Source organism: Xanthomonas sp. A1809 (genome assembly GCF_017746015.1).
GTDB lineage: Bacteria > Pseudomonadota > Gammaproteobacteria > Xanthomonadales > Xanthomonadaceae > Xanthomonas > Xanthomonas euvesicatoria.
This window is the reverse complement of the sequence record NZ_JAGHWZ010000005.1, coordinates 644,128-662,373: the sequence shown is the minus strand read 5'-3', so window position 1 is coordinate 662,373 and position 18,246 is coordinate 644,128. Positions and strand designations below refer to the sequence as shown.

General features: G+C 65.5%; 15 protein-coding genes. 8 read left to right on the top strand and 7 right to left on the bottom strand.

Going from position 1 to position 18,246, the window contains the following annotated elements:
• Positions 1–12 precede the first annotated feature (12 nt).
• From sucD to J7396_RS09135, 4 genes are all read left to right on the top strand, one after another.
• Positions 13–888 (top strand): succinate--CoA ligase subunit alpha, encoded by an 876-nt coding sequence (sucD, locus tag J7396_RS09150; protein ID WP_029820064.1) that lies wholly within the window; start codon positions 13–15, stop codon positions 886–888.
• A gap of 170 nt (positions 889–1,058) precedes the next feature.
• Entirely contained in the window at positions 1,059–1,403 is a 345-nt protein-coding gene (locus J7396_RS09145) for a DNA-binding protein (RefSeq protein WP_209261331.1), read from the top strand.
• Between the two features lie 3 nt (positions 1,404–1,406).
• Positions 1,407–1,709, top strand: a complete 303-nt coding sequence (locus tag J7396_RS09140) for a type II toxin-antitoxin system RelE/ParE family toxin (protein WP_008577789.1) — start codon at positions 1,407–1,409, stop codon at positions 1,707–1,709.
• Positions 1,709–3,364: an NAD+ synthase gene (locus J7396_RS09135; protein WP_029820060.1), complete on the top strand. Its 1,656-nt coding sequence runs from the start codon at positions 1,709–1,711 to the stop codon at positions 3,362–3,364. Before J7396_RS09140 ends, J7396_RS09135 begins: the two co-directional genes overlap by 1 nt.
• Positions 3,365–3,382: 18 nt before the next feature.
• Here the strand turns inward: J7396_RS09135 and J7396_RS09130 are convergent, their stop codons facing one another.
• A complete protein-coding gene (locus tag J7396_RS09130; protein ID WP_011348331.1) occupies positions 3,383–4,360 on the bottom strand; it encodes a hypothetical protein in 978 nt (325 codons plus the stop codon).
• A gap of 282 nt (positions 4,361–4,642) precedes the next feature.
• Positions 4,643–5,524: an outer membrane protein assembly factor BamD gene (locus J7396_RS09125; protein WP_209261330.1), complete on the bottom strand. Its 882-nt coding sequence runs from the start codon at positions 5,522–5,524 to the stop codon at positions 4,643–4,645.
• 120 nt (positions 5,525–5,644) lie between these two features.
• Here J7396_RS09125 and rluD point away from each other — a divergent pair, with 120 nt between their 5' ends.
• From rluD to J7396_RS09105, 4 genes are read left to right on the top strand one after another with little or no spacing between them, the layout of a single operon-like run.
• Entirely contained in the window at positions 5,645–6,640 is a 996-nt protein-coding gene (gene rluD, locus J7396_RS09120; RefSeq protein ID WP_209261329.1) for a 23S rRNA pseudouridine(1911/1915/1917) synthase RluD, read from the top strand.
• Position 6,641: 1 nt separating this feature from the next.
• Positions 6,642–7,454, top strand: coding sequence for a peptidoglycan editing factor PgeF (gene pgeF, locus J7396_RS09115; protein WP_209261328.1), 813 nt, complete (start codon positions 6,642–6,644; stop codon positions 7,452–7,454).
• Between the two features lie 2 nt (positions 7,455–7,456).
• Positions 7,457–7,981 carry a DUF4166 domain-containing protein gene (locus J7396_RS09110; RefSeq protein ID WP_209261327.1) on the top strand — a complete coding sequence of 175 codons (525 nt, stop codon included), beginning with the start codon at positions 7,457–7,459 and terminating at the stop codon, positions 7,979–7,981.
• Positions 7,968–8,402 (top strand): thiol-disulfide oxidoreductase DCC family protein, encoded by a 435-nt coding sequence (locus J7396_RS09105; RefSeq protein WP_005921375.1) that lies wholly within the window; start codon positions 7,968–7,970, stop codon positions 8,400–8,402. Before J7396_RS09110 ends, J7396_RS09105 begins: the two co-directional genes overlap by 14 nt.
• Before the next feature lie 152 nt (positions 8,403–8,554).
• Here the strand turns inward: J7396_RS09105 and J7396_RS09100 are convergent, their stop codons facing one another.
• The 5 genes from J7396_RS09100 to otsB form a co-directional block, all read right to left on the bottom strand.
• A complete protein-coding gene (locus tag J7396_RS09100; RefSeq protein ID WP_057681818.1) occupies positions 8,555–10,423 on the bottom strand; it encodes a methyl-accepting chemotaxis protein in 1,869 nt (622 codons plus the stop codon).
• A 715-nt stretch (positions 10,424–11,138) separates the two neighbouring features.
• Positions 11,139–13,577: a glucose/quinate/shikimate family membrane-bound PQQ-dependent dehydrogenase gene (locus tag J7396_RS09095; protein ID WP_209261417.1), complete on the bottom strand. Its 2,439-nt coding sequence runs from the start codon at positions 13,575–13,577 to the stop codon at positions 11,139–11,141.
• Positions 13,578–14,205: 628 nt separating this feature from the next.
• Complete coding sequence (gene otsA / locus J7396_RS09090) at positions 14,206–15,573, bottom strand: alpha,alpha-trehalose-phosphate synthase (UDP-forming) (protein WP_008577799.1); 1,368 nt, start codon at positions 15,571–15,573, stop codon at positions 14,206–14,208.
• Positions 15,570–17,348 (bottom strand): glycoside hydrolase family 15 protein, encoded by a 1,779-nt coding sequence (locus J7396_RS09085; protein WP_008577800.1) that lies wholly within the window; start codon positions 17,346–17,348, stop codon positions 15,570–15,572. Before J7396_RS09085 ends, otsA begins: the two co-directional genes overlap by 4 nt.
• Before the next feature lie 48 nt (positions 17,349–17,396).
• Complete coding sequence (gene otsB / locus J7396_RS09080; protein WP_209261326.1) at positions 17,397–18,155, bottom strand: trehalose-phosphatase; 759 nt, start codon at positions 18,153–18,155, stop codon at positions 17,397–17,399.
• Between the last annotated feature and the right edge of the window lie 91 nt (positions 18,156–18,246).

Below are 18,246 nucleotides of genomic sequence, written 5' to 3'. Positions count from 1 at the left end.
AAGGAACTATCCATGTCCGTTTTGATTAACAAGAACACCAAGGTGATCGTGCAGGGCTTTACCGGCCAGCAGGGCACCTTCCACGCCACTCAGATGGTCGAGTATGGCACCCAGGTCGTCGGCGGCGTGACGCCCGGCAAGGGCGGCACCACCCACATCAATCTGCCGGTATTCAACACCGTCGCCGATGCGGTCCAGGCCACCGGCGCCGATGCGTCGGTGATCTACGTGCCGCCGCCGTACGCGGCCGATGCGATCCTGGAAGCGGCTGCGGCCGGCATCAAGGTCATCGTCTGCATCACCGAGGGCATCCCGGTGCTGGACATGCTGCGCGTCAAGAACGTGCTGACCCGTTCGCATCCGGACACCGTGCTGATCGGGCCGAACTGCCCCGGCGTGATTACCCCGGGCGAGTGCAAGATCGGCATCATGCCGGGCCACATCCACAAGCCGGGCAAGATCGGCATCGTGTCGCGTTCGGGCACGCTGACCTATGAAGCGGTCAAGCAGACCACCGAAGTGGGCCTGGGCCAGAGCACCTGCATCGGCATCGGTGGCGACCCGATCAACGGCCTGAACTTCGTCGACTGCCTCAAGCTGTTCAACGAAGACCCGCAGACCGAAGGCATCATCATGGTGGGTGAAATCGGTGGCGACGCCGAGGAAGCCGGTGCCGAGTACATCAAGAACCACGTCAAGAAGCCGGTTGTCGGCTTCATCGCCGGTGCCTCCGCGCCGGCCGGCAAGCGCATGGGCCATGCCGGTGCGATCGCGTCCGGTGGCAAGGGCACGGCCGAAGGCAAGTTCGCGGCGATGGAAGCCGCTGGCGTCAAGACCGTCCGCTCGCCGGGCGATCTGGGTGCGGCGATTGCGGCGCTGGTGAAGTAAGTCTTACCAGTGTGGTATCGCAGAAAGCCGCCTTCGGGCGGCTTTCTGCGTTTACGGGGATACCTGATGCAGATGGCAGGGATTGCGCACTGCACGAGGCACGCTGGGCCGACTGTTCGGCTCCATACCTATGTTGATGCTAAAGCCCTGAATTGCACAAGGAGCGTGTCATGCAAGGTGTGTCACAAGTGTGCTACTTTGGGTCCGCCATTCGGTCCCCCGAGGTTGCCATGTCCACGACCACCATCCGTCTGCCCGACGAACTGAAAGCGCGTGTCGCCAGGGCGGCGAAAGATGCCGGAACCACGGCGCACGGCTTTATCGTCGACGCCATCGCGGAAAAAATCGATGCATACGAGCGCCGCACGGCATTTCATGCCGAGGCGCAGCAACGCTGGGCTGCCATCCAGGAGGGCGCCAACACGCTGTCCTGGGCGGACGTACGCCAGTACATGCAGCAACTTGCCGACGGAGACGACCCCGCGCCACCGGTGGCCAGCGCCGTCGAGCGCTGACAGGTGACCAGGATCGTGCTTGCCGCGCGCGTTGCCGACGATGCACGCCGTCTGGTCGCCTATCTGCTGGAACACGATGCAGCCAATGTGCAGCGAAAACTCGCAGGTGTCTTCCAGGCCATCGATGCATTGGCGGACAATCCACTGATAGGGCGCGCGGTGCAGGGCGGATTCCGCGAACTGGTCATCGGTCGCGATGCCAGCGGCTATCTTGCGCTCTATCGTTACGCACCGTTGGACGACACCGTGTACGTGCTGGCGATCCGTTCGCAGCGCGAAGCGGGTTACCTTGAAAGCCTGTTTTGATGGAGTCAGCAGTGACAGCACACACCCTCCGCATCGCCATGGCCCAGTTCGACTTCCCGGTCGGCGGCGTGACGCAGAATACCGATCGCATCATCGAGTACATCGCAGCGGCGCGCGACGAGTTCGAGGCCGACATCGTGCTGTTCCCCGAATTGGCGATCAGCGGGTATCCGCCGGAAGACCTGCTGTTACGACCGGGATTCCTCGCTCATTGCGAACAGGCGCTGGCGCGGATTGCGGCGGCCACGCGCGGCATCGTGGCAGTGGTCGGCTGGCCGCAAAGCGCCGGCAGCGTGGTCTACAACGCCGCCAGCGTGTTGCGCGACGGGCGGATCGAAGCCACCTACCGCAAGCGCGAATTGCCCAACTATGCGGTGTTCGACGAGCGTCGTTATTTCGACGTGGATCCGGATGGCGAGAGCTGCGTGGTCACGGTCAAGGGCGTGCAGGTGGGCGTGGTGATCTGCGAAGACCTCTGGTTCGCCGAGCCCTTGGCCAACACGGTACGGGCGGGCGCGGAGTTGGTGCTGGTGCCCAATGCCTCGCCGTACGAGCGTGGCAAGCATGCCCAACGCGATGCATTGCTGGCCGAACGCACCCGCGAGAGCGGGGCAGCGATTGCCTATCTCAACGTCGTGGGCGGGCAGGATGCACTGGTGTTCGATGGCGCCTCGGTGGTGGCCGATGGCGATGGCACCGTGCATCCCGCCGCTGCAGCCTTCGTGGACCAGTGGCTGGTGGTGGACTACGCGGCCGGCGAGCGCAGCTTCACTCCGGTGGTGTGGGTGGATGACGGCGACGAGAGCATGGATGCGCTGGCCTGGCGTGCGGTGGTGCGCGGGCTGCAGGACTATTGCCGCAAGAACGGCTTCAGCAAGGTCTGGCTGGGCTTGTCCGGCGGCATCGACTCGGCACTGGTATTGGCGATGGCGGTGGATGCGCTGGGCGGCGACAACGTGACCGCCGTGCGCCTGCCGTCGCGCTACACCGCCACCCTGTCCAACGACCTGGCCGACGAGCAATGCCGCGCGCTGGGGGTGAAGCTGGAGACCATCGCGATCGAACCGGCTTTCGAAGGCCTGCTCGGCGCGCTGGGGCCGATGTTCGAAGGCACCCAGCCGGACATCACCGAAGAAAACCTGCAGTCGCGCAGCCGTGGCGTGATCCTGATGGCGCTGTCGAACAAGTTCGGCGGGCTGGTGCTGACCACCGGTAACAAGAGCGAATACGCAGTGGGTTACGCCACCATCTATGGCGACATGTGCGGTGGCTATGCGCCGCTCAAGGACCTTTACAAGACGGAGGTGTTCGGCCTGGCGAAATGGCGCAACACCGTCGGCGGCGCGCCGGTGATTCCGCCGGCGGTGATCTCGCGCCCGCCGTCGGCAGAGCTGCGCGCCAACCAGACCGACCAGGATTCGCTGCCGCCGTACGATGTGCTCGACGGCATCCTGTATCGCTACGTCGACCAGGAGCAGTCGCGCGACGACATCGTTGCGGCTGGCTACGCGGCCGATACCGTCGAGCATGTGCTGCGCCTGGTGCGGCTCAACGAGTGGAAGCGCCATCAGTCCGCGCCCGGGCCCAAGGTATCGCGGCGTGCATTCGGTCGCGAACGGCGCTATCCGATCACCAACGGGTATCGCGGGCAGTAATCCGGACGGCTAGTCTGGTCACTCGGCTGACGCAGTGGCTGCCGCTGCGCTGGCTGGCGGCTGGGCGAACCGCGTGAGCAGATCCAGGGGCGGTTTTGGTCGGGCCAGGTCGTACATCAGGCCAAAGTGGCCTTCAGGCCCCTGGATGGTGGCCTGGTCCAGTAATTCGTAGACATTCACCTCGGCCACCACGTCGGCGTAGTTGTCACGCACGTTGCGCAACAGTTGCGCCAGGCTGTCGTAACAGCCCCGATCACCTGCGGTGCCGCCAGTGGTGCTGCCTGTATAGATCTCCGCACAGTTCAGCTCGTTGAAGAACACCGGGGTGTTGTAGGTACGCGCGGCAGTGCGCAGCTGGCCCAGATACAGGTCCGTCCAATAGCCGGCATCCTGGTAGAACGCGTAGTAGTGGAAGCTGATGTGGTCGAAGTTGAAGCCGGCCGCCTTGGCTTTTGCCAAAAACCACAGCGAGCCGTTGCGATCGCCCGGGCAACGCGCGTTGGCGCTGCGATCGTCGCTATTGCAGGCGGTGATGTTGATGGTGAAGCGCAAACCTGCGCCCAGTTCGTCGGAAGCCTGGCGCATGCCCAGATACATCGTGGTCATTGCGGCGATGCGGGTATCGGCTTCGGCGCGGACCAGATCCTGTTCGTTGCCGATTTCCCAGACCTTGATGTCTGCGGCATAGCGGCGTGCCAGCTGGTAGCCGATCTCGCGCGACATCGGGTAGACCATCGGGCGCAGGGTGATGCCGTACTTGCGCGCCAAGGGGACGAGCGCATCCAGCGTGGCGTAATCGCGCGGATCGATATCGAACCGGTAGCTGCGCAGGTTGCGCGCTGCCAGCAGTTTGAAGCGTGCCTCGGCCTGGGTCATGGCGTAGCCGGGACGGCTGTCGTGCGCGTTGACGCCGTAGACGATAGGGGCCGCGGTGGCGCTGGCGGTCAGGGCCGCCAGCGAGAGCATAAGCAGCAACGCGATGGTGGCACGAGACATGCGGCTTCCTTGGCTGGCGCTCGAAGGAGTCGGAGCTGGTTCGGGATGAGTATAGACAGCAGACCCAAGGGCATTGGGTGACCTGGTGCCGGTTCCAGGATGCGCGCACCGGCTCCAGCCATGCGTCTGCGCGCGTGGGAACCAATTGCTCGGTGGGCGCATCAGCGGCGGCAATCGCCGCCGATCGTCGTCGGTGCAGCACTTGCCGTCCTGCCGTCATCGTCGCGGCAACAAAAAAGAGGCCTTTCGGCCTCTTTTCGGTCGTGCGCTGCGCCTGATATCTCAGTCGCGATTCATCTGCGAATTGCTCTGCCCGGTCGCGGCAGATTTTTCGCCGGCAAACGGGTTGAGCTTGCGGATGGCCCACGGGTATTTCGGCCAGTTGCCGGTCAGCCACGGGTGCTGTGGGTCGTTGAGCTCCAGCACGCGGCGTGCGTCGGCTGCCAAGGTCTTGTTGCCCAGGTGCGTATAGGCCTCGGCCAGTACCGCGACCGCGTCGTACTGGAAGGCGCTCTGCGGATAGGTTTCGAGCAGGTAGTTGGCACGACCGGCGGCCGACACCCAGGCATCGCGGCGCAGGTAGTACAGCGCGTTGTCCAATTCGTGCTGGGCGAAGATGTCGCGCAGCTCGATCATGCGCTTGCGTGCGTCGGCGGCGTAACGGCTGTTCGGGTAGCGATCGGTGACGTTATTGAAATCGTTGTAGGCCTGCTGCGGCGAAGACAGGTCGCGGCGGCTCGGGTCCAGCGACCACACGCGGCGCAGGAACACCGTGTCGCGGTTGCTGTTGGCCAGGCCGCGCAGGTAGTACAGATACGAGATGTTGCGGTGGGTCGGGTAGGTCCGGATGAAGCGGTCGACGCTGGAGACCGCGTCGTCGTGCTTGCCGGCCTTGTACTGGGCGTAGGCGGTTTCGATCATCGCCTGCTCGGTGTACGGGCCATACGGGTACTGGGCGATCAGGCGCTTGTAGCTGGCTTCTGCGCCGGCCCAGTTGCCTTTCTCCATCAGGTTATGGCCCTTGCCGTAGAGCTGCTCGACCGGCATGCCCTCGTCGGGATTCTTGTCCTTGGCGCCGCGGTGGCAGCCGGTGACGACGAACGCCATGACCAGCATGAGGGCAATCAGGCGCGCAGGCGCGGAAAACGTGGACCGTCGGATCATGGGTCTGGGCAGGACGCATCAGGAAAACGAGAGCGCGATGATAGCCTAGTGGCCTGTCCGGCGACTGACTCCCGCCGCCCGGACCCCAAATTCCCGCTTTTTGCCCGAGTGCCCGTGTCCATGTCCGACCCATCTGCCGAACCCCTCGACCCGTCCATCCGCCAGGCGATCGTGCCCGACAACGCCGCCGGACGCCGTTTCGACGCAGTGCTGGCCGAGCTGTTCCCGGAATTTTCGCGCTCGCGGCTGTCGGAATGGATCAAGTCCGGCGACGCGCTGCTGGACGGTGAAATGGCGCGCCCGCGCGATACCTTGCGCGGCGGCGAGAGCGTGCAGCTGCAGGTGGTGCTGGAAACCCAGACCCACGCCGCGCCGCAGGACATTCCGCTGAGCGTGCTGTACGAAGACGAGCAGGTGCTGGTGATCGACAAGCCGGCCGGCCTGGTGGTGCATCCGGGCGCCGGCAATCCGGACCAGACCCTGGTCAATGCGCTGCTGTTCCGCGACCCGGCGCTGGCCTCGGTGCCGCGCGCCGGGGTGGTGCATCGCCTGGACAAGGACACCAGTGGCGTGATGGTGGTGGCGCGCACCGTGCAGGCGCAGACCGCGCTGGTGGAGCAGCTGTCCGCGCGCGAGGTGCATCGCCAGTATCTGGCCGTGGTGGTGGGCGCGCTGGTCTCCGGCGGCACCGTCAACGCCCCGATCGATCGCCACCCGCGCGACCGCCTGAAGATGGCGGTGCGCGACGACGGCCGCGATGCGGTCACCCATTACCGCCTGCGCGAGCGTTTCCGTGCGCACACCGCGCTGGAGTGCCGGCTCGAAACCGGGCGTACCCACCAGATTCGCGTGCACATGGCGCACCTGAAGTCGCCGATCGTCGGCGACCCGCTGTACGGCGGCGCGCTCAAGCTGCCCAAGGGCGCTACCGACGAGCTGGTGCACGAACTGCGCGGCTTCAAGCGCCAGGCGCTGCACGCCGAAACCCTGGAATTCCTGCATCCGGTCAGCGGCGAGCCGGTCCGCGCCAGTGCGCCGGTGCCGGCCGATCTGCAGCGCCTGATGACCGTGCTGCGCGAAGACAGCGCACGCGCCGCCGAGCTGGCACGCCGCTGAGATGCCCATGGCTGCGCCCTTCACCCTGCCAGCCGACTGGCCGGCGCCACCGCGCATCCGTGCGCTCACCACGCTGCGTCACGGTCTGGGCGGCTCGCTGCCGCCGTTCGACACGCTCAACCTTGGCAACCGCAACAGCGCCGAAGGCGATGTGCCCGAGCAGGTGGAGCGCAACCGGACACTGCTGGCCGCGGCGCTGCAACTGCCGAGCACGCCGCATTGGTTGCGGCAGGTACACGGCGTGGATGTGGTACGGGTGGATGCACCGCCCGCTGCACCCGATTCCACCGACCACGCGGCGGATCAGCCGCCAGGTGCGCAGGAACCGGTTGCCGATGCTGCGGTGACCTCGGCGCCTGGCGTGGTACTGGCAATCCTCACGGCCGATTGCCTGCCGGTCGTGTTCGCTGCCGTCGATGGCAGCGAGGTCGCTGCTGCGCATGCCGGTTGGCGCGGGCTGGCCGACGGCGTGCTGGAGCGCAGCGTGGCGGCGATGCGGACGCCACCGCAGCAACTGGTGGCCTGGCTGGGTCCTGCCGCGGGGTCCCAGGTGTATGAGATCGGCGAGGACGTGTTCGGCGCCTTCGTTGCGCACGATGCACAGGCGCAACAGGCGTTTGTCGCCACGCGCCCGGGGCACTGGCGGGTGGATCTGTATGCGCTGGCACGTCAGCGGCTGCAGCGGGCCGGTGTGCCGGCCGATGCGGTGTATGGCGGCGGGTTGTGCACCATTTCCGATCCGCAGCGCTTTTTCTCGCATCGCCGCGATCGCCGCAGCGGACGCATGGCCACGCTGGCCTGGATCGCGCCCTGAGCGTGCCGCTGTTCGCACAGGTGCTGGGGCAGGACGCGTTCGCGCAACTGCCTGCGCCGGTGCGCGCGCTGCATTCGGTGCAGCAGCGGCAGACCTTCGCCGGCCGGGCCAGGATTCAACGCGGCACGCATGCGCTGGTTCCGTTGCTGGCGCTGCTGAGCCGCTTGCCGCGCACTGGCGAGGTGGCGGTGGAAGTGGATTTTCTGGCCGACGCGCGCGGCGAGCGCTGGCATCGGCGCTTTGATGGCATGCCGATGCATTCGCGGCTATGGCGTCATGGAGCCAGCTTGCGCGAACACCTGGGTGCGGTGCGCTTTGAATTTTCGCTGCAGGCCGATGCGCAATCGTTGTATTGGCAGGCTACTCGCGTGTGGGCGTTCGGGATGATTCGCTTGCCTGCCCGCTGGTTCCGGCAGGTGTGCTGCCGCGAGCATGCCGACGGCGGCCGTTACGGGTTTCTGGTGGACGTGCAGTTGCCGCTGGTAGGACCGTTCATTCGTTACGAGGGCTGGCTTGAACCGCGCTGATCAATCGCCTGTTGCGCCGCCTGCGGCGCGCGCCACCATCGTCTTCGACGGCGTGTGCCTGCTCTGCAATGGCTGGGTCAAATTCCTGCTGCGCCACGATCGGCATGGGCGCTATCGCTTTGCTGCCATGCAAGGGCAAGCCGGGCGCGCACTGTTGCAGCAGCACGGTCTGGACCCGGACGACCCCCTGTCGTTTCTACTGGTGGACGCCACCGGTGCCTGGACCGACAGCGACGCGATCGTGCGCGTGCTTGCGGGATTGGGCGGACTCTGGCGGCTGAGTGGGGTGCTGCGCCTGGTCCCACGTCGCGTGCGCGATCTTGGCTACCGGCTGATCGCACGCAATCGTTATCGCTGGTTCGGCCGCAGCGATCACTGCATGCTGCCCACGCCCGAGCAACACGCGCGGTTTCTGGACTGAGGCACTACACGTGCGTCGTGCGAGGCGATTGGCTGGCGCACCCGGCGATCCCGACCAATGGCGCGTAGGAGCGCGCCTGAGCGCAAGGAGCATTCCGGGGAACGCCCGGTCGCGCCCGGGCGCGCTCCTACGAATCGCTAGGCATGCCGGGCTTATGCCGCGTTGTGGAAGCTGGCGCGCGCGACGTGGGAGGCGCCGGGACGGGTGTCGGATTGCAGGCGGAAGATCGAGACCGCATCGGCCAGTTCCACGGCCTGTTCTTCCAGGCTGCGCGCAGCGGCGGTGGCTTCTTCCACCAGCGCAGCGTTGCGTTGGGTCACCTCGTCCAACTGCGCGACCGTGCGGTTGACCTGCTCGATGCCGCTGGACTGCTCGGCGCTGGCCGAGGTGATCTCGCTCATGATGTCGGTGACGTGTTTGACCGAGCCGACGATCTCGCGCATGGTCGCGCCGGCGCGGTGCACCAGGCCCGAACCCAGTTCCACCTTGTCGGTGGAGTCGGCGATAAGCGTCTTGATTTCCTTGGCCGCATCGGCCGAGCGCCGTGCCAATGCACGCACTTCCGAGGCAACCACCGCAAAACCGCGGCCCTGTTCGCCGGCACGCGCGGCTTCCACTGCGGCGTTGAGCGCCAGGATGTTGGTCTGGAACGCGATGCCGTCGATCACACCGATGATCTCGCCGATCTTGCGCGAGGCGGTGCTGATCTGGCCCATGGTGGCGACCACCTCGTCCATCACCTGGCCGCCGCTCTGCGCCACGTCGCCGGTGCCGACGACCAGGCGATTGGCCTGCAGCGCGCTCTCGGCGTTTTGCTTCACGGTGGAGGTGAGTTCTTCCATCGAGCTGGCGGTTTCTTCCAGGTTGGCCGCCTGTTGCTCGGTGCGCTCGGAAAGATCCATGTTGCCGGCGGCAATTTCCACTGCGGCCTGGCGGATGGTGTCCGATGCGGCCTGGATGCCGCCGATGATCTCGGTGAGGCGGGTGACGGTCTGGTTGGTGTCATCGCGCAAGCGCGCGAAGATACCGTGCGCATCGCCGTCCACACGCTGGGTGAGATCGCCTTCGGCCAGCGCGCCGATCACGCGCGCCAATGCGGCCAGATGGGTTTCCACCGAGTCGTAGATGCGGTTGATGCCTTGCGCCAGGGTCAGCAGCACACCGTCCATGCCATCGATCTGCATGCGACGGCTGAAATCGCCGGCCGAGGCGGCGTCGATGATCTGGATCAGTGCCTGCTCGGCGTTGACCTGCGCGGTGACGTCCATCCACTGCGCGATGGTGCCGAGCTTGGTGCCGTCGGCGGCGATGATCGGGCTGTACACGAAGTCGATCTGGCGGCCGAAGAATGGCGCACGCACGGCCTTGGAGGCATTCAACGCGCGCATGCGGTCGATCGCGGCCTGGCTGTCGGGATAGATGTCGCCGATGCTGCCGCCGACGAAGCCTTCGGCATGGAAGCTGGGACGGAAGCTCTGCACATCCGGCTCGATCAGCTTGAGCATGGCGAGCAGTTTGCGGTTGGCAAACAGCACCTGGCCATCGTCGTCGGCGATGCGGATCATGGTGTCCAGATCGTCCAGCGCCTTGATCACGAACTGGCCATGGCGCAGGCCTTGCTCCATCACATCGATGCGGATGGCGAGCTTGTCCTGGGCATCCTGCAGCGCGTGCAGCAACGGTGCGAGGTCGCCGGAGGCGTTGCGCAGGTCCAGTCGCTGGGTGCGTCCTTCGCCGATCGCCACCACCGCACGCATTGCCTGTTGCAACTGCGTGTCGTGACGCCGGCGCGACCACCACCAGAGCCCGGCGCTCGCCGCGCCCAACACCAGCAGGGCGGGCAGCACGCGCCCGAGCCCGCTCAGGAAGCTGCCGGGTACCAGCGTGGCGGCATAGCAGGCCAGCAATGCCAGCAGCGCGACATGTGCAGCGGCGGGCAGCCATGTAGTCCAGGTGGCGCGCGCAACGTGCCGACCGGCGGGCGGTTGGGCAACGGGGGCGGCATCGTGTGCAAGCGACATAGGCTGAGTCCAGCTGGATGATCTGAGAAGGGGGAGCGGCATCGGCAGTCCATGGCCCGCAATGGGGGTATCGGCGGCTGAGTCCGAATCATGATGATGTGAAGGTGCCGTTCGTCGGAATGTGACAACCAGGTCCCGAAATGGCGTGATGTCCTTGATATGAAAGCGATTTCAGTTCGGCAGGGTATGCGTGCCCGTGGCGATCGATGCGCTAACACGTTGACTCAAATGTAAATTCTGCGTGAAAAATGTCCGCGCGGAGCGAATGCCCGGCATGTCAGCGAACTGCTATTGGGAGCGGGCAAATCCCATCGAAGTTGGGGCTGATTCGGTTGCCAACGGCCTGCGCGCTGGATTCGCACTTGCGCAGCATCTGACTGCCGCATGGGAGCGCCATCCTGGGAGGTTGGCCTGGGTTCGGATGTCTGAAACTCAGGTCTGACAGCAAGCGCGTTGGCCACGCGTCATACGCTGGGCCGACATCGCCGGCTTTGCCCCCAGGTGCCTTCGCCGTAGCGGCAAGCGCGCACAAAAAAACCGGCCGTCTCGCGACGACCGGTTGATTGGTGCATCCGTCGGCCCTGGACCGACGGCAGGCGGCCTATGCGCCAGAGCGCAGCCAGGCGGTGATGCGCAGCGGCCAAGGCAGTGCAGACTGCATGCGCTCATGCGCATCGGCGTACCGCCTGGCCGCGTGGTGCTTGGAGCGCTGCCGTTACTTGGCAGGCGCGGCCTGCGCATCGTCCGGCAGGGCCCAGGCAATGACGCTGTCGCCCGACTTGGTTTCCATGCGGTCGTGTCCACCGACGGCGGCCACGATGTATTGCTTGCCGTTGATGGTGTAGCTCATCGGCGCTGCCTGCGGGCCGGCGGGGACGCGGGTCTCCCAGACCTGCTTGCCGGTGCGGGTTTCGAAGCCGCGCATGAAGTCGTCCAGGGTCGCGCCGATGAAGGTCACCCCGCCAGCGGTGGCCAGCGAGCCGCTGTTGTTGGGGGTGCCGATTTCGAACTTGGTCTTGGACGGGATGCCCATCGGCCCCTGGTCGTAACCGGTGCCCAGCGGACGGCGCCAGATCACCTGCTGCGTGCGCAGGTCCACGCCGGCGATGTAGCCCCACGGCGGGGCCACGCACGGGGTGTTGAGCGGCGACATCCACGGCTCCTTGCGGGCGCCGTAGGCCAGGCCCTTCTGTGCCATGTAGCCGGGCGTCTTGCTCTTGCCGTCGAACACCGACACCACGCCCAGCTCATTCATTTTTTCGCGGGTATACACCTGCAGGGTGTACGGCAGGCGATTGCTGTTCATCACCATGATGCCGCGCTGCAGGTCCACCGAAACACCGCCCCAGTTGATGCCGCCGTGGTTGCCGGTGAAGGCCAGCGACCCCTGCAGGGTGGGCGGGGTGAACATGCCTTCGTAGCGCAGTTGCTTGAACTGGATACGGCAGACCAACTGGTCGAACGGGGTCATGCCCCAGGCATCGGATTCGATGATTTTTTCGAACTCGCGGCTCGGCGCGCCCACAGTGTTGGGCATGCCCGGCGAGATCGGTTGCGTGGCAGCGGTCCAGTCGCCGTGGTCGGTTCCCTGCGGTACCGGGATCTGCTTGACCGGCATGATCGGCTCGCCGGTGGCGCGGTCCAGCACGAACACCTGGCCGGACTTGGTGGCCTGGATCACCGCAGCACGCGTACCGCCGCCAGCGACCGGCCAATCGACCAGGTTCGGCTGCGGGCCGATGTCGTAATCCCACAGGTCGTGGTTGACGGTACGGAAATGCCAGCGTTCCTTGCCAGTAGCGGCATCCACCGCAACCAGCGAGGCGGTGTATTCCTCGTCCTGCGGGGTGCGGCCCTTGCCGAAGAAATCGCCGGACGCATTGCCGGTGGGCAGATAGACCAGGCCCAGCTCGTCGTCGGCGGCCATCAGCGACCATACGTTCGGGGTTGAGCGCGTGTAGGTCTGGCCGGCCGGCGGCTCGGCGGTGATCGCCGGGTTACCCAGGTCCCAGGCCCAGCGCAGCTGGCCGGTGAGCGCATCGAAGCCGCGCACCACGCCGGACGGCGCATCGCCTTCCTGGCCATCGCGGACCTGGCCGGTCGGCTGGATTACCACGCCGCGCATCACCACCGGCGGCGAGGTCGGGCCGACGAAACCCGGCTTGGTGTTGCCGGTGCCCGCATTCAGATCGACATAGCCGTTGTTGCCGAAGCTGGTGCACAGCTTGCCGGTCTGTGCGTCCAACGCGCCAAGGCGGCCATCGACCATCGGCCAGAAGATCCGGGTCGGGCACTCGGCGGTGCCTTCGGGCGCTTGGTAATACGACACGCCACGGCAGGTGGTGGCAGCCACGCCCGCCATCGCCTTCGGGTTGGTCTGCGGATCGAAGCGCCAGCGCTCCTTGCCGTTGGCTGCTTCCACCGCGATCACCTTCTGGGTGGGGGTGCAGATGTAGAGCAGGTCGCCGACCTTGAGCGGGGTGTTCTGGAAGGCGTAGCCCAGCTTGGAGTCCTTGGGCTTCAGGTCGCCGGTGTGGAACTCCCACGCAACCTTGAGATTCTTCACGTTGTCCGGGGTGATCTGCGCGCCGGGCGTGTAGTGGTTGGACAGATTGGAGCCCGCATAGGAGGTCCAGTTGCTGGCGTCGTGATTGGCCGCGACGTTGCCGTCGGGGCTGGGCACGGTGCCGCGGCTGAAGGCCGTGGCGCTGTCGGCCGGCAGCTTGGAGGCATCGGCCAGCTCGACATTGCGCGGCATCAGCAGCGGCCACAGGATCAGCGCCGCACCCAGGATTGGCAGCACGCCGGTCACCAGCGCATAGCCCAGGCCGGACAATGGCTGCATGCGACGACGCGCCACACCCCAGAACGGCAGCAACACCAGCCCCAGCACCGACATCATGGCCAGGCGCGGTACCAAGCCCCAGCCATCCAGGCCCACTTCCCACAGTGCCCAGGCGATGGTGCCGGCCAACGTGGCGCCAAACAGCCACAGCCCGGCGCGCTTGCCCAGCGCGAGCAGGACGCCCGCAAGGAACAGGGCAATACCCGCGATCAGGTAATACCAGGAGCCGCCGACGGCCACTAGGCGGCCGCCTTGATAGGCGAGCACCGCGCCAAGCACGGCGATCACCACGGCATAGGCCACCAGCAACCAGGTGCCTAGCCCACGTTTTGAGGATTGATCAGTCATTTTGAGATGTCAGGAAGGACTCGGGCACCAGCGAGCGGTGGCGAGTCGTGGAGGGAGAGCGATCGCAGGCGCCATCACGCGGCCCGGATCCAGAGACGAACGTTGAACGCTATGAACGCGCAGCCCCTCCCAGGGTCCTCAGCGCTAATCATGTGAATATTTTAGACCCCCACACGCCCTTTGTCCGTGACGGAATAGGAACCAGCGTTCCAACCTGCACGTTTGGCATAGCGGAAACATGTGGCTGTCGAACGCTTTGCCAAGTGCGGTCCGTTGCCTGCAGAGCCGGGTCGACATGCGCTGCTACTGAGCGCGACCACGATGGAAGCGCAGGGCGTAGCGGCGCACGTGGCGTTGCCTGTGACTGCCGTGTCGAGTGCAGCGACAGGCTATCGAGGTCCGAGGTATTCATCCCCTTGCGAGCCGGGGCAGCGCGGTCGGGCATCGCCGCGGCTCGATGTGGCTGCATCACGCAGGAAATCCTCTGGAAACTACGGACTTCAGGCAGATTGCGCCGCACCTTCATCGGCCTTTCGGCCACTTTCTTCCTCATGAAGCAGGACAATGTCGCGGCGGAAGAAGGTTTGTCCTACACCTCAGAGAGCGCTTGCAGATAGCGCTGGCGCCAGTGGTTGATGTTGTTCTTGCGCAGGTGGTCCATCATTGCATGCCAGCGTTCGATGCGGCTTGCCAACGGCATGCTTGCCGCTGTGGCGATCGCGTCGGCCACACCGTCCAGATCGTGCGGGTTGACCAGCAGCGCTTCCTTCATTTCATCGGCTGCACCTGCAAACAGCGACAACACCAGTACGCCCGGGTCTGCCGGGTCCTGCGCGGCCACGAATTCCTTGGCAACCAGGTTCATGCCATCGCGCAGTGGCGTGACCAGACACACCGAGGCCGCGCGATAGAAGCCTGTCAGCGTGGCATGGCTGAAGTTCTGGTTGACGTAGCGCAGCGGCGTCCAGTCCGGCTCTGCATGTCCGCCATTGATGTGGCCGGCGATCTGTTCGAGCTGGCTGCGCAATTGACGGTATTCGGTGACATCGCCGCGCGAGACCGGTGCAATTTGCAGATAGGTCAGGCTGCCGGATTGATCCGGATACCGCTCCAGGTAACGCTCGAAGCCCTGAAAGCGCTCCGGCAACCCCTTGGAATAATCCAGGCGGTCCACGCCGATGGCCAACTGTCGGCCACGCAGACTTTCGCGCAGATCACGCACCGCCTGCTTGCCGGCAGAGGCCTTGGCCTGGTGGGCAATCAGGTCGGTATCGATCCCGATCGGGAACGAAGAGGCGGTGAAGCGGCGCCCACCGGGGCCTTCCACCAGGTCGCCTTCCAGAATGCGGCCACCGCCGAACAGGCGTACATAGGCCTTGAAACGTTCGGCATCGCGCTGGGTCTGGAAGCCGACCAGGTCGTATGCGTAGAAGGTACTGAACAGGCGCGCGTGATCGGGCATGGCCTGCACCAGATCGGCCGACGGCATCGGCACGTGCAGGAAGAAACCCATCTTGCAGCCCACGCCCAGCTCGCGCAGCATCGCGCCGAGCGGAATCATGTGGTAATCGTGGATCCACAGCGTGTCGCTGTCTTTCAGCAGCGGCGCGAGTTTTTCGGCAAACAGCCGGTTGACGCGCATATAGCCTTCGCGGGTGGCGCGATCGTAATCGACCAGGTCCAGGCGGAAGTGCAGCAAGGGCCACAGCGTGCGATTGGCGAAGCCGTTGTAGTACGAATCGATGTCGCGCTTGTTGAGGTCCATGGTGACGAAGGTGATGTCGCCTTCGGTCTGCTCGTGCATGCCGCCGCTGTCGCCGCGCACGGTCTTGCCGCTCCAGCCGAACCACATGCCGCCGCGTTCCTTGAGCGCCGCCAACAGGCCAACCGCCAGGCCACCGGCGCGGGTTTCGCCGGGCACCGCAACGCGGTTGGATACCACCACCAAACGACTCATGACGCCTCCTGCCAGCTCCGCGACAAGCGCATCGCTGCGATGATCAAGCCAACATGCGAATAGGTCTGAGGGAAATTGCCCCAGGCTTCGCCGTCCTCGAACGATAGATCTTCCGACAGCAAGCCCAGGTGATTGCGGCGCGAAAGGATGCGCTCGAACAATTCACGCGCCTCGTCCTTGCGCCCGATCGCCGCCAGCGCATCGATGTACCAGAACGTGCAGATGGTGAAGCTGGTTTCCGGCTCACCGAAGTCATCCGGTGCGATGTAGCGGTATAGCGCATCGCCGTGCTTGAGCACGCGACCGACCGCCTCGACCGTGCGCACGAAGCGGCTGTCGTCGTTGGCGACGATGCCGATATCGGCCAGCAGCAACAGCGATGCATCGAGCCGGTGGCCGCCGAGGGTGTCGGTGAAATGGCCGCGCTCCTCGCTCCAGGCCTCGCTCAACACGCGTTCGCGGATGCTGTCGGCACGTTCGCGCCAGTAGCTGCTGCGCTCGGGCAGCACCAGCCGGTCGGCGATCTTGGACAGGCGATCGCAGGCCGCCCAGCACATCGCCGCGGTGTAGGTATGCACTTCGGCACGGCCGCGAAATTCCCACAGGCCGGCATCGGGCACGTTATGCAATGCATAGGCGCGCTCGCCCAGCGGTTCAAGCCGGCGGAACGTGTCGGCATCGCCTTGATCCTTCAGGCGCAGGTCGAAGAACAGCTGTGTGGACGCCAGCACCACGCTGCCGTAGACATCGTGCTGTTGCTGGATCCACGCCAGGTTGCCGCGCCGCACCGGCCCCATGCCGCGGTAGCCGGCCATGGTGTCGACTTCGTGTTCTTCCAGCTGCGATTCGAAGCCGATGCCGTACAGCGGCTGCATGGTGCCGTCGGTGGTGGCGATATTGAAGATGTAGCCGATGAACTGCTCCATCGTGCGGGTCGCGCCGAGCCGGTTGAGCGCACGCACCACGAAGGCGGCATCGCGCAGCCAGCAATAGCGGTAGTCCCAGTTGCGCGGCGTGTTGGGCGCTTCCGGAATCGAGGTGGTCATCGCCGCGATGATCGCGCCGCTGTCTTCGTACTGGCACAACTTTAGCGTGATTGCGCTGCGAATCACCGCTTCCTGCCAGTCCAGCGGAATGGACAGGTAGCGCACCCATTCGCGCCAGTATTCTTCGGTACGTTCCTGCGCTTCCTGCACGTAACCGGTGAGCGAGCGGGTCAGCGATTCGTCCACGCCCAGCACCAGGCTCACCGGATGGCTGAGCACGAACGGCAAGCCGTCGCGTACGAAGCGCACCGGCACATCGGTGGTCAGGCGCAGGGTGAATTCCGGCAACACCCAACGGATGTGATTGCTGCCCCAGGTGGTGTCCGGCGTGCGGCCGCCCCAGTCGGCCAGCGGGCGGGCGCGCACGATGATGCGCGGGTTGCCGCTCAGTGGCCGGATCTGGCGGATGATGCTGACAGGCCGATAGAAGCGTCCGTTGTTGCGCCAGCGCGGCGCGAAGTCGATCACTTCCAGTTCGCCACCGTGGCTATCGCGCAACACCGTCCGCAGCACGGCGGTATTGGGCAGGTAGTGCTGCTCGCTGCTGGCAAAATCTTCCAGTTCCACGGCAAAGTCGCCGCCTTCGGTCTTGGGCGAAAGCAGCGTGCAAAAGGCCGGGTCGCCGTCGAATGCCGGCAGGCAACTCCACACCACACGTGCCTGCCGATCGACCAATGCACCGAAACTGCAGTTGCCGATGACGCCCAGATCCAGGTTTGGCTCGGTCATGGAGTGCAAACGATCCTGTTGAAGTGAATGAGAGAAGGTGCGCTGTGCTCAGCGGCTGCGTGCGTTGCGTTGCAACCACGCATGTACGTGGGCGGTGCCACCGACGCGAAAGCGCGCGCTGGTCTGTGCGCGATCGCCGACCAGCACGCTCCAGCCGCCGAGCCGGTTGGCGGCGTCGAAGCCGAATTCGTCAGTGAGGTCGTCGCCGACGAACACCGGGGTGCGGCCGGCGAAGGTGCCGTGCTGCATCAGCTGCTCGACCGCCAGGCCCTTGTTGCTGCCTTCGGGCACGAATTCCACCACGTGGTCGCCTGGCTGGAGGCGATAACCGGAAAGCTGTGCGATTTCCTGCTGCGCGAAGGCGAGCACCTCGGGGCCGGCCTGCGGTCGGGCGCGCCAGTGCAGCGCCACGCTGGCACCCTTGTCTTCGACCAGCACGCCTGGATGCTGGTGCGTCAGCGCGGCCGCGCGTTGATGCAGGCCGTGCAGCCACTCGGACGTGTCCTGCGGCATGGCCGCGCGTGCCGCGAGATCGCTACGCAGTTGGTGCCCGTGCAGACCGGCGGCCGGCAGCAGCAATGGCGCGAACAGGGCGTCCAGCTGGGCAAGCGGCCGGCCGCTGACCAGCGCAACGGCGCCGTTGAGACGCTCGCTCAGCAGGCCGATGGCCTCGCGCACTTCGGGCAATAGCTTCACCGCCTCGGGGCGGTCGGCAAAGTCGATGAGGGTGCCGTCCACGTCCAGAAACAATGCACAGGCATCGTCCAGCAATGGCGGCGACGGTAGGGGGGAATGCGCGTCTGCCATTGCGCTAGTGTGCGCAATGGGGTGTGAGATTCAGGTTATGGAACGGCGGAGATTCGTGAGTCGGGATTGGGGATTCGCACGAAGTACGATG